We start from the raw sequence: 12982 nt of genomic DNA on the forward strand, positions 1-12982 counted from the left end.
GGTTATGGGATTCAAGTAGGAGCGCAAAAAAGAGACCCTCTCTCTTTGTAACGTCAAGATAGTCGACCAGCTCGTCGCCCCCTCGCACGCGGACTCTGTTGTGGAAGATCTGACGATTGGTTCAACACGGCGATCTGCGCCAACAGGGCTTCGTTCGGCCAAATGCCTTCCAGCAGATGGGCCGGAGCCTTTGGCCTTAACGATCATGGCAGGCCGGATCAGGGGATCATCTTTACCCAAATATCATAAAGTTCACGCACGCTTCTTTCGTCTCTCTGTTTACTGACTATTCCATATGAAAGTGTAACCAGCATGCGGATGGGATTGAATGATCTCATTGCGAAGCCGACCAGCACTGGCTGGCCATAATCGATGGACTTGTTACTACCGAACGGCTGATCCCACCGTAGCGATGAATGCGCTTTTAAGAAAACCTGACTTAAATACATACCCACATCCATCGCTAGAGAGAACGTACGGCTTGTTAATTCGTCGGCCGGAATTTCCATTGGGAATGACAGTCGGCTTTCAATCTGCTGGAGCTCCTGCTGCGTTCTTGGGCGTGATTCAACTTGAGCGGCGAACCATTTGCCCAACTCGTCAAGAGATTCAGGCGTAAAATCGGCCTTCCAATCCTCATATCCTATGGTCTCATGAACTGCGCTAACGAGAGCATCCCGCCTCTCCGGGAAAATCGCTTGGAACCAGGCAAAATATTCCCGGAGTTCCTTTTCGACATCTCGTAAAGTCGATGGGTGTGTGGAGGCTGAATGATCGAATAGCCCATAATCAATGAATCACTAATTTAATGCCGTTTTGCTGCAATGCACTTAACAATGGCTGCGACGGACCACCCAGACCAGTAACTGGACTTTCAAAAAAATGCCATGTTGCGCCATTGACATCTTGATGTCATTCTTCGCAAAGACATTGACGTCGCGCTCGGCCGACGCGCTGGTTGCCTGCAGGTTGACGTTGTTGCCAGCCGACGCTTTGGCCTGGACAATGCCCGTTCGACAGTTCGACCCTTGGGGCATGTGTATTTCGGACGGATCGTGACGATCACCCTCGTAGCGCGCCGGGACCCGGTAGAGCCGTTCCGTCCGATCCTCGCCATGTTGCCGCAACCGCAGGGGTAAACGATGCTCTCGGGCTTGATCACGCGCTCGGCCCGCGGCAGATGTTCAGGCAGTGCACGGGCCTTACGCTCCTTGCGAGAAAGGGGCTTGTCCGGCTCGCCAACCTCTCCAGGATTGATTGCGCTGGCTTCCTCATCGAGCTTTGGATGGTCAAGATGAGCGCCAGATTTGTGCCGTGTTGTCCAGGCTATTTATTTAACACATATCTATACCATGGGTGATCAATTAATTCTTTAGAATGCAGATATACACAGGATCCAAATTTGTCTCTGGTGGCAAGGTCGCAGCTTGTAGCTTTGTCTGGAGTCTCCCATTCAGCAAAACAATCGTCGCACGAAACAAATAAGTTACCGCTTGCAGTTTCTTTTGAAACAAATTGAGTGCCCTGTCCACAACACGGACAAGTCTCGCCGACCTTGGCATAGTGAATGTATTTCATGGCGTGGGCGCCTTTGGCAGTGGTGTCCCATTTCCCGGATAGGCAGTAATGACAGTGTTTGTTCCTTGCTTAGTAACAATTGTAATAGAGTCAAGATTTTGTCTTTGGCCAGCAAATCCACCTGCATAACCCGCGTTTGGATAGGAAACGACGTACATATCTCCGCCATTAACTGTTATGGGCGTGATTCCGTCCCTCTGTATAATACTCCAAGCATTTTCCACTGTATCAATTGGATTGGCGTAGAAAACTCCTTGGTTCAGCTTTTGGAGATTTAACTCTCCATGGGCCTCGATAACATGTTGATCGGCCGAAACGCCTTTTTTATTGACTAAGGACCAATCTAGAGTGCCATTTCTAGTGTTCGTATCAATAGCCGCCTTCTGAGCTGCAGCTACATCATTGTAGATCGCACGGTTCGGCCCCACAATAACGATATTACCTTCGGGGTCGACCACTCTCATATAGCCAGTGGGCAACCCGCCTACATCATTGGCCGCCGCTCCAGCAGAGGTAAGCGGCTTATATCCAGCAGGAACGATAACAGTCGTGCCATCTGAAGCAACAATCGTGCGGGTGCCGGCCGCTTTCGCTGCAGCGGCTGCGGATTGCTCGAGCTCGCCGGCGACCTTTGTCGCTGCAGTGGCCGTCAAAACTCCCCCGGCTGTACTGGTGCAGGCTACCGTGGCGGTACAATCCAGCAGTTCCGTGACCGTGTTCGCGCATGCGGCGCTATTCGCTGCACAGTAGGCGTAGACCTCCGGACCGATTGTAACACCGACGGCAACGAGCACGGCCAGAGCAGCGACTCCAGTTGTTATCTGCTGGTGCGTGATCAACGCCTGTTGGTATTGTGCGGCGATTTGATCGGATGCAACATGGCCTGCGGCCACATCGCTGAGCACGCCGAGCAGCAAAGCATCCGGCGTATTGACAGAGCTCGTGCCAAGAACGTGTTGCTGGAGCCCTGATTCCTCGTCGACGGCGTTTGCAAGATCGGCTCTGCCAGCTACGCAGGCTGCACTGGAAAAGGATGCCGCACAGGCCTTTACTAAGGACGCGTTGTTCGCGTCAGAGAGCTGCCGGTAGTAGGCTACGCTGAATTGCAGGTTGTCTTCGAGACCAGAAAGCGTTTGAGCCGAGCAGCCGTTGCCCAAGGATGCTTGGCAATCGGCAATCTTCTTTTGAAGGTCAGCACGCTCTTTGTTGGCCTCATCAAGTTCCTTGTGCGTGAGATAATTAAATTGATACTGCGCGCTGCCGTATGATGCTCCTTCTCCGCCGCCGACGGCGCCAGCAACCGCTGAACTGAGGCTTGTTCCGATCAGATTGGCAAGCGTCTGCTTGTCTTGATCCGACAGGGTGCTGTCCTTCAGCATACCCTCGACGAGGGCGGCGATCGCCGGTGTAAGCATTGACGAAGTTCCTGCACCGAGGGCACCCTTGATTGCTCCCTCCCAACCATTCACTCCGCCGAGGATACCGCCGCCTATCGCATGTAGCAGCGCGCGGCCTTCGCCACCTTCCTTCCAAAGATCAGCTGCGGCGTCGTCTCCACGTTGGAGAGCCTGCTTGTACAGCTCGCTGGAAATATCCCCGACCAGCCCCGCCATGGTTGCTTGTGCCGCCTGCAAATCAGCCTGCGTTTTGTATTGATCGCGCAGGATGTGTTCGAGATCGGGCAGGCCTGGCAGAGAGGTATTAGTGTTGTCGGTATCGCGACGGATCGTGCCGATATCCTGTGTCTGGCGCGCCGGATCGGTGATGGTGATCGGGATATTGCCACCGATGGCCGAGAGTGCCTGACCAGTCTTATTCTCGCTGGCCTTCACCGGCGGCGCTGGCATGATGCCGCTGGTGCCGATCGTGCCGCCGTAGGTGTCGGCTTTCCAGGTCGAGTGCGTGTCGATATCGGCAACCGTCAGCGTCCCGGTCGAGAAGCTGTTACGTCCCTCGCCGGCCTCACTCGTGATTAGACCACCAATGAGCGACGTATGGCCGCTGACATCAATATCGAGGCCACCTGCCCCCGCGTGAATGCCGGACTGCTCGGTGACCACAACCGCGTCACCGCTGGCCTTCTGGGTAACGCCGGAAACACTGGTCGAGCCGAAGCCGGTCTGGGCCGATAGACTGAGTTGATCGGCCTTGGCCTTGGCGGTGTCTACCTGGCTTTCGATCGTCAGGTTCTTGACGTCGGCGGTGACCGAATTACCGGTGATCGTGGCGCCGCGCAGCGTCAGGTCATTGGTGACGATTGTGATGTCACCAGTGCCATTGACGTGGGTGTTCGTGTGGCTGAGGCCGCTGGTATCGGCGCTGCCCTTACCGTAGCCGGCATTGGCAACCAGACCCAGATCTTTGGTGCCTTTGCCTCCGCCGCCAAAAGTGGCACCGACACCCACCCCAGCACTCCAGGAGGAGTTGCTGCTCGCGCTGTCCGTCGTGCCTGTCGCAGCGTTGAGATTAATGTTGCCGTTGGTCGCCGACAGAAAGATATCGCCGGTCAGCGGATCGCCTGAAACCGTCGGTATGCCGTTCTTGTCGTAGCCGGCCAGGATCTGCGCACCGTCGCTCGTGATCGAGCCGTTCTCTGCCTCCATCGAGATCGACCGACCAGCACGAATGTCGGTGACGACGGGTGTCGAGGTGGAGGATGAGGACTGGCTTTCCTGATGGTTGGCGCCGACCGTCAGGGTGACGTTAACACCGATGTCGCCGGACTTTTGATACTGGCTGTAGACACCCGTCAGATCCTTGTAGGCCTGATAGAAGCCAAGGCCGGCGATGGCGGTGTTGGTGACGGCATTGACGCCGCCGCTGTCCGACAGACGTTCGGCCGAGTTCATGATGCTGTTGGCGGCCTTGCCAACCTGGCTCGACACCGTAAGCGTTACGCCGGCGAAGGTCTTCTCGTGCATCTCCTCATAGTTGGTGACGTCGTTGGCCGAGAGCAGGTTGATGTCGTTGCCGGCAAAGAGATTGACGTCACGCTCGGCGGACGCGCTGGTCGCCTGCAGGTTGACGTTGTTGCCGGCCGAGATGTTGAGATCGCGACCTGCTGACAGCGCCGACATGGCATTGGTGTCGGATTGCTGGGCCGTGCTGTCCTTGGTCGACTGGGCGCCGATGCCGAGCGAGAAACCGCCATTGCCGGAGGAGAAGGCGAGACCGAAGCCGGATTTCTTCTGCTCTTCGGATTGCGCCGCACTTTCAGCCCCCGGCGTGACATTGACGTCGCGGACAGCCGACAGGTTGATGTCACGGTCGGCGTTGACCTGCGAACCCATGATGTTGAGATCGGTGGCGCGCGCCGTCAGGTTGACGTCCTGGCCGGCCGAAAGCTTGGAGCCGACATTGTCGGTCGAGGATTGTGCGCCCTGCTTTTCGTTCTTGCCATAAAGCGAGATGAAGCCGCCGCCTGAACCGACGAAGAGGCCGGAGTCCTTGCGCTGGCTGTCGGACTGATGGCTCTCCTCAGCCCCGATGATGCTGACGCTTTCGCCGGACACACTCAGCGACCCATCGGCATTGACCTTCGAGCCGACGATGACGGCCGCCTTGCCGGCGTCGAGATTGACATCGCCGGAGGCGGAAAGCTCAGAGCCGACCGTCGTCTCGTTATAGCCCTGATAGCTGGAGCTGCCGTTGCGCAAGAAACCCTTGCTCTTCGAACTATCATGCTCGGTCTCGGTATCCTTGGCCGAGGTGACGATCAGGTTGCCACCGGTCTGGATATTAAGGTCAGCGCGACCGCCTGCGGTCGTCGCGCCGGAGGCATGGGTAGCATCACCGGCGGTGACCTTGGATGCCGACACGGTGGTATCGCCGCCGGAGAGGATCGTCACACCATCCTTGCCGGAGAGGGTTGAGCCTGCCGCCGTGGTGGTATCCAGATGGCCGGAGGCGTTCTTCTTGGTCGATCCGAAGAAGCCATACGAGGCCACTCATTGGCTGCGTCCGAGATATCAGACTAAAAGCACTATGGGCACACTGAGTCTTTCGCGCGCCGGTGTATTTGCGACGTTTCTGGCGGGACGTGCTAATTCTACATCACCGACCCCTGCAGATTGATGGTAAATCCCGCTGCCGTTCTCGCGTAGTGGACCCTGCGATGTTCAAGCTGCCCACTCTGGCCGATGGTGTAGCCTGAACATCGAGGCAAGTTGCCAGTACCGAAAAACCAGGCAGCGTGATCGTAATCTTCTCGATTCATTTCGCGTTCGGCTTGATCGAGAAGTCTTCGCCAATCACTATCGACGAGAGCATGTGATGGACGGCCTCGGCTCCCGGCACCACAATTTGCCAAGATGTGGGGTGTCGAACTCACATCAGGTCACACGAGGAAAAGGAAGATCTCCGTCGTAATACGTGCTTCTCAGCTAACAAGAAAACAGACCGCCGACCGGATAGAAAGCCGCGAATGTCTTGCTTCTGCCGACCAACCACTCAGGCGTGGAATCACGGCAGTTCGCGCGCAGCAAGGGTGTTTTCCGTATCTTCTTAATCGCAACGGGCTGAAACTTTGTTGGCAGGCCATACCCTGACAAGGCCGATTGTCGACACGAAAGCCGATAAGAGCGATACTGCTTGAAGTTTATCCGCTAATTTCAGATTTTGAACCTACTTTTCCAGAGCGGAATAGGAATTTGGGCGAACGCGATTTTCTACCAATCCAACGGCATCAATGATACTTTTTAATATTGCTTTGCGGGCGTGGGAAGCCGTCATGTTATGTTCTGCCCCGAGTGCAATTCTGACGGTTGCGTGTTTGTAATCCGCAGGTTGCAGCTTTCCAAAATGCCGCGCTAACTCATCCAAACCGCCATCATTCTCAGCGTACACCAAAAAGACGACCACTCTGCGGTGAAGTAGGTCTTGGGCCTTCTGCACTATCGTGTTGGTCAGATCTGTAGAGTTTGACGATATGCCAAACAGCTGTGGGGCGAGTAGCGAAAGCTGCTGCTTCATCACACGAACGCCCTTCCCAACGAGCGAGAGCATCGACTTGCGACCTGTGAAAACGTCCTTTACAAGCTCCAGCGATAAAGCCCGTCGGCGATATTCGGCTAGCGAGGATGTACCCGCGCCTATGATCTGATCGAAGTCCTCCCCAGGCGCTAGCCCTAGTCTCACAGTGTTGACTGCAACAAGCCCTTTCACTCTGGTATCTGCAATCGCCGCCTGGAGCGCCGCATAGCCGCCGCTACACCGACCTGTCAGTAAAATAGGACCAAGTTGAAAGGTATCGATAATTTTAACTGCTTCGATGACATCGTTGATTTGTCTATCGACGTAAAATAGCGGACCTTCGACGTCGGCAGCATCGCCAATGCCCCCTGTATCAATGCGAAAGCTGGCGATGCGTTCGCGTGCTAAAGCACGGCAAAATTCAACATGCATGCGTCCCCAACCAGTATGATTATTCTCCCCTGAATTAATCAGCACAACGACCGCGCGGGAAGCGCTTCCCAGAGGTCGACAAATAATTCCGAACAAATTATCTTGTGGCCCAAATAAAATTGGCTGCTCGCTAAAGTCTTCATCCCTCAGGATATTAACGACAGGATTGTTTTTCAAAGCTTTGGTCCTGGGGTGGACGGGCACCGTATCAACGAGCCAACGTCGCACATCTCCGAAATCTTCAAGTGGTGCAACAGACGAATGGGTGAAACCAACGAAACTTGTCAAACCAGCATAGTTTAAGGTGCTCACCGAAAAACCAGCCTCAGCAAGCCGCGTTGTCCATTCCGATCCGCTCGCACTTTGGGCAGGCAGCACCGCAAGCGCGGGGATTGGCGTATGCTTCTGGTCGCGCAGCTCAAGCTGAAGACCAGCAATCTCTGATGCCAATGTGACCGAGATCGAATGGCCAGCTATTTCAATATTCTCGTTCGACGGGTTGTCTGACAATCGCAAGAAAGAGCTGACCATTTTACTTGCTATCTTCATCTCGCGTAGTCCAGCTTTGCCAGGGCTTTGTGGAGCCATAAGCACGACAGCCTTTGCAGCGACGAGATCGGCACAATGCGGCGCTAGCAGGCCGCCGATGCCATGACCAACCAGTACAATATTCTCACTACCGTATTGTTGGTTGAGGAGATCGGCCGCGGCGTGAACGGAATTCCTCCAATCCATGAAGGAATGGACGGCCCTTCCATCACCGAGACTATCGCCAAAACCCGGCCAATCGAACCGCAGCGCACAATATCCTGCTTCAGCCAGCAGATCCGCAAAGATGGCCCATCCGCGCCGGATTGTTAATTCCTCAAACCCCCAGGCCGGAAGCATAATAACGCCGACTGCACCGCCTCCATCATGGACAAAGCCTGCGCACCCAGAAAAGTTAACGGGGTTCCCCATTTGTCGTTTCACGCCTATGCCCCGCAGTCTTATCGCCACTGTTTCTTTCAATAGGAAAAGCTAACTTCTTTGCACCGAGTATTCCAGAGGCCGTCTTTAACATTCTGGCTGGTAACTGGAGCAAACGACAAATTTGCAGGCTCGACGCCTCCAATACTTGTGCAATTTTGGGGCAACGCGGTAGTCCGTGCCGTCATACCCTTTTTAGCAGGAGGGTAATTGCAAACCTGAACATCACAATCTGAGCTAGCCGTGCCACCTATATCGGGGGTTTGAAAGATCAGCTGGGCCGCACTCTATGCACAGGCGAAGGCAATATCCAACGGCCCTTGAATGGCGGGGCACCGATATCTGACGATCTGCGTCTTCTGCATTGCCTGACGGGACGTTAACTATGGATTAACTTTTAAATTGCGAAGGAGAAAAGATCGTCTATCGCTGTTAAGACTTTAGGAACAGGTGATAGATGGGCAGCAACACAGTTGTGCGAATACCGGCTTAGGATGGCGTTCGAGCGCTGGCCCTTATATCCGTGCTGGGATCGGATCAGGCACATCGTCCAGCTCCAGGGTGATACTATCTATGTCCAATTTTATAGATGTCTGGAAACTGTGGCCATCGTCGCAATATGCAGATAGATGCCACTCTAACCGAGAAACAATATGGCAATATCAAACGAACGAAAATTGCGCGTGTTGTCCATTGCGCATCCTGCCGTGTCTCTCGACATTGGGCGTCGCAGATACCATTCCTTTGGAAACAGGCCTGATATTGAGTTGCATCTGTTGGTACCAAAGCGCTGGTCCGAGTACGGTCGCACGATCGAAGCCGATCCAAGCGATGGTTCAGGCATTCATTTACACATTTTGCCAATATGGCTTCCCCGTGTGCCGATAGCCAAGTGGTATTGTCACATCTATCCAGGGCTTGGTCGCTTAATTAAAGAAATTGACCCTCACGTTATTCATCTTTGGGAAGAACCGTGGGGCTTTGTCGCACTGCAGGCATGTCTGCTAAAGCGAAAAGCCGCATTCCTGCTAGAAGTGGACCAGAACATCTTGCGGCGCCTTGGCTTCCCTTTCGATACGATTAGGAAATTTGTGTTGCGTCGCACCGACCATGTGTTGCCTCGCAGTAAAGACGCCGAAGATGTTGTTAGTGAGTGCGGGTATCAGGGGCCTGTTACGTCTATAAAATACGGCGTTGACCGAGAGACGTTTTCTCCCGATAGCCAAAGCAAGCGCAGGCCAGAGGTTCCTGGACTGAGGCTTGGGTATGTAGGTAGACTGGTTGTGGAGAAGGGTTTGGACGATGCGATCGAGGCGCTGGCGTCAACGCCATCAAACGTAACGCTTGAGATAATGGGAGAAGGACCTTATCGCATCTCACTCGAGACTAGGATCTCTTCCCTCGGGCTCCAAGATCGAGTGAAGTTTCGCGGTTGGGACAGCCAACTCGAGGTCGCAGCATTCATGCGGACGCTTGACGCACTGGTGCTTTTGCCTCGTACAAGCCGAACTTGGCGCGAACAGTTTGGAAGGGTCATTATCGAATGCCAGAGCTGCGGCGTGCCCGTGATAGGCTCAGCTTGCGGGGCTATTCCGGATGTTGTTGCAGATGGCGGCTGGATAGTTCCCGAATCCAATCCTGAAGCGCTTGCCGAATGCATCCGGTCAATAATAGCGGATCGGACCGAGCTACACCGACGTGCAGCGCGGGGGCTGATAAACGTCGAGACGCATTATACCTACGGTGCCGTTGCACAAGCGCTTGAGAGCTCGTGGGTTTCTGCCGCAAGGGCGCTCGAGGGCAATTGAGGGTGTCACATGGCGTTGGTGCACGCATCATAAGCATCGTGAATGGTGTTGACGGTGGCCGTCCCTCCTCGCTCTCTATTCATCTCGGGCGCACCAAAATTAAAGCGCGTCGCATTCAAACTAACGGCCCAGTCGCTGGTGCGCTACAAGACCAACGACTATTCCGTCCCGGTCTACAGCCATCAGGATCTCTGGGTCCGGGGCTACCCTTGAGCGGAGAACATTCGAATGCGCGCCCGTTCCCATCGCTGAGCCCTCCTAATAAGACACGCCCCATGGGTTCACGACAATCGCTTCGAGCACCCCCCCCCGATCGCACCTGATTCAACTCTATTGCAGAATGCTCTAGGCGTCGCGAAGCGCCTTGCGCCGCGGAAATATCTCGCGGATCCGGGCGGCATCCCCCAGCACCCGCCGTCCAGTCGGGAAGCAGCCCAGCGTCACCCCGGTCGCCAGGTAGCCGATCAGGATCCCCCCGCCGAATTCCAATGTGGGCGGGAGGCCGTAATGAACCGACAGTAAGGAGAAGGAGCAAACCGCGAACGCGGCGCCGACGATGGCAAAGGTGACAGGCGCCAGCATCGATAGGAAATCGGTGAGCGAGACCGGGCCGTCGCGCGTTGCGGCCCACACGGTCAGGCCCTGGATCGGAAGCGAGAACGCTGCGAACGACAGCGCGACCCCGGTCACGCCCCAGAAAATCCCGATCAGCAGCGCGAGGACCGACACCACGTTGCCGATCAGCCCGTAGCGCAGCATCTGCGCGGTGCGGCCCTGGGTGATGAACAGCCAGCTGGCGATGGTGCCGAGCGGGGTCATGAGGCTGCCGAAGGCAAAGAACGCCACGATCGGCGAGCATTCGATCCACGCCGGACCGTACAGGAGCTTGACAGCGGCGTCGGGCATCATCGCGATGCACAGCAGGCCCGGCAACGCCATCAGCAGCAGGGCTTCGGCAATCCGTGCAAAGACCTTACGGTATTGCGCATCGTCGCCGGCGACGCGGGCCAGCACGGTTTCCGCAATCCGGGAAATCGGTCCCAGGATCTGCATGTACGACATCGAGACCAGCTTGAAGGCGCGATCGAACAACCCGACCTGCACCACGCCGTACAGGCGGCCGATCAGAACCGGGCTCAGATTGGCTGCAAAAAACGATCCGATGTTCAGTCCGGTCAAATGCGAGCCGAAGCGCAGGATCGGGATCGCATTGCGCAGGTTGCGCGGCCATGACGGCCGGAAATCCGATGTGATCCAGGCGATCGATCCGGCCGTCAGCGCGTGGGTCGCCTGGCCGATGATGATCGACCAGTAGCCGAGGCCGTACAGCGCGGCGGCGATCGAGACCATGACATTGCCGATCACCGGCAGGATGTCGATGATCAGCAGCGGTACCGGACGGATGCCGCGTACCAGCAGGGCGACCTGCTGCGACGACAAGCTGTTGATCAGGATCAGCACCGACATGGCGATCAGCACGGCGGTGACGCGGCCGTCGCCGTAGAAATGGGCAGCGCTTGGCGCGATGGCCATGATCGCCACGGCGATAGTCAAGCCAAGCGCGGCATTCATCCAGAAGATCGTATTGCTGTCGTCCCGTGTCAGGGTCGGCCGCTGGATCGTCGCCTGCGAAAGGCCGAGGTCATTGAAGATCGAAAGAAACGCGAAGATAGGTGCGCATATGGCGACGATGCCGAAATCGATAGGGCTCAACAGGCGCGCCAGGACGACTTGCGAGCCGAACAGCAGCACTGCCTTGACGAGTTGTGTCGCCACACTGAGCACGGCCCAGCGCGATGCCTTCAGCATCAAATCCGACGATTCAGTTATGTTCACCGCGCGATCCCCTATGTAAACCGGCTTCCGGTGTCTTCTGTGCTATCGTGAGTCGGTTAATACTCCCCGACGAAGCAAGTATCCCGGTATGTCTTGCTGTTCATATTCCCTTAGGGCAGGCGTGTTGCGATTCCGGCAATGAAACGACCGGTAATTTACTAGTGGATCTTTGCGTCCGGAGTTCTGGAAGATTAACTAATTGTGAAACATCCGATTGCTCCAACTGCGTGTGCTGGGCTACAGAGTTTGCCTGATGCTTCTACCATGGCATCCCTGCGGGTTGTCATCAAGTCCTGGGAAAAATGGATCGTCGCCATATGACTTCAGCCGCCATTTGTCCCGCCTGTACCAAAGGCGGTCTGCAATCGCAGTTTTCGGTGACCGCGACGCAGGCCGCCCAGTCTATCGTTCTGCCGACCAGCGACCTTGACCGCAACCAGCGGCTGACTGCGCACATCCATCACCTTTGGGGGACGGATCGCTGCGACATAATGAAGTGCGGTCATTGCGGCTTCGGCTTCGCTTCTCCCTTTGTCGCGGGCGATGCCGACTTCTACAACCTCGCGAATTCCGACGTTTCGTATCCCACTGCCAAATGGGAGTTTAGGCGAACCATCGAGGCGCTGAAGCAGGCCCCCCGGGCCGATACCACGGTGCTTGAAGTCGGCGCCGGAGACGGATTTTTCCTCGACATGCTGGGCGCCGTGCCGGTCGAACCCGGCAACATCACAGCCGTCGAGTATAATACCAAGTCGATCCGTAATCTCGAAAGCCGGGGCTATCGGACCATAGCCAGCGATATCCGCGAGGCGCGGTTCGATGAGCATCAATCGGCGTTCGACTTCATCTTCCTGTTTCAGGTGGTCGAGCACATGGACGGGCTGGACAACCTGTTTGGCCGATTTCGCTATCTGTTGAAGCCCGGCGGCTCGGTGTTCATCGCCGTCCCCAATCCGCGGCGGATCGAATATCAGGAGAGCCACGATTCTGTGCTGGACATGCCGCCCAACCATGTCGGGCGCTGGACGCCGCGGGCGTTTGCCGAGCTCAGCGCGCGCCAGAGCCTGCGCGTCGTCACCACCGAAATCGAGCCGATGGACTGGGCCGAGTTTCTCAAGCATGACATCTCCTACAGCCATATCAGGCGCACTCAACTGAATCCTCATGGCATTCCGGCGCGCATCCGCAGCCTGCCGCGCGGCAAGTTCCGACGCTTGGCCGAGGCTGCGGCCGCGGCGGCGTATATTCCGGCGCGCTTGGGTTCATGGGCTGCCGCATACCGCGACCGCCAGACTATGGGCGGGTCGCTCTGGGTGGAGTTGCAGCATTTCGCGCACTGATCGCCTGCATCGGCGGCCCGCTGCCGCACCCTGTCGTTGGTCGTCGAT

General features: G+C 56.3%; 8 protein-coding genes and 1 pseudogene. 4 read left to right on the top strand and 5 right to left on the bottom strand.

The annotated features are described in order from the left end of the window. Positions 1-218: 218 nt before the first annotated feature. From PR017_RS20580 to PR017_RS20590, 3 genes and pseudogenes are all read right to left on the bottom strand, one after another. Complete coding sequence (locus PR017_RS20580; protein WP_133255633.1) at positions 219-596, bottom strand: hypothetical protein; 378 nt, start codon at positions 594-596, stop codon at positions 219-221. 422 nt (positions 597-1018) lie between these two features. After that, a pseudogene (locus tag PR017_RS20585) lies at positions 1019-1228 on the bottom strand (IS66 family transposase zinc-finger binding domain-containing protein); the annotation flags it as partial. 346 nt (positions 1229-1574) lie between these two features. Continuing rightward, a complete protein-coding gene (locus tag PR017_RS20590) occupies positions 1575-5234 on the bottom strand; it encodes a hemagglutinin repeat-containing protein (protein WP_341798953.1) in 3660 nt (1219 codons plus the stop codon). A 24-nt stretch (positions 5235-5258) separates the two neighbouring features. On the opposite strand from PR017_RS20590, the gene PR017_RS28345 reads away from it, so the two are divergent. Further along, the gene (locus tag PR017_RS28345; RefSeq protein ID WP_341798954.1) at positions 5259-5450 is read left to right on the top strand and encodes a hypothetical protein; all 192 of its coding nucleotides are present in this window, start codon (positions 5259-5261) and stop codon (positions 5448-5450) included. A gap of 751 nt (positions 5451-6201) precedes the next feature. On the opposite strand, the gene PR017_RS20595 is transcribed toward PR017_RS28345, so the two are convergent. Further along, positions 6202-7941: an alpha/beta fold hydrolase gene (locus tag PR017_RS20595; RefSeq protein ID WP_111222204.1), complete on the bottom strand. Its 1740-nt coding sequence runs from the start codon at positions 7939-7941 to the stop codon at positions 6202-6204. A 662-nt stretch (positions 7942-8603) separates the two neighbouring features. Between PR017_RS20595 and PR017_RS20600 the strand changes: the two genes are divergently transcribed. Together PR017_RS20600 and PR017_RS20605 are read left to right on the top strand one after the other, a co-directional pair. Further along, a complete protein-coding gene (locus PR017_RS20600) occupies positions 8604-9758 on the top strand; it encodes a glycosyltransferase (protein WP_111222205.1) in 1155 nt (384 codons plus the stop codon). A 54-nt stretch (positions 9759-9812) separates the two neighbouring features. After that, positions 9813-9971: a hypothetical protein gene (locus tag PR017_RS20605; protein WP_154677484.1), complete on the top strand. Its 159-nt coding sequence runs from the start codon at positions 9813-9815 to the stop codon at positions 9969-9971. A 132-nt stretch (positions 9972-10103) separates the two neighbouring features. Here PR017_RS20605 and PR017_RS20610 read toward each other — a convergent pair whose 3' ends face one another. Next, positions 10104-11567, bottom strand: a complete 1464-nt coding sequence (locus tag PR017_RS20610) for a lipopolysaccharide biosynthesis protein (RefSeq protein WP_111222206.1) — start codon at positions 11565-11567, stop codon at positions 10104-10106. A gap of 344 nt (positions 11568-11911) precedes the next feature. Here PR017_RS20610 and PR017_RS20615 point away from each other — a divergent pair, with 344 nt between their 5' ends. Then, complete coding sequence (locus PR017_RS20615) at positions 11912-12934, top strand: class I SAM-dependent methyltransferase (protein WP_161959380.1); 1023 nt, start codon at positions 11912-11914, stop codon at positions 12932-12934. The last annotated feature ends 48 nt before the right edge of the window (positions 12935-12982 follow it).

The sequence above is a fragment of the Rhizobium tumorigenes genome, assembly GCF_003240565.2.
Taxonomy (GTDB): Bacteria; Pseudomonadota; Alphaproteobacteria; order Rhizobiales; family Rhizobiaceae; genus Rhizobium; species Rhizobium tumorigenes.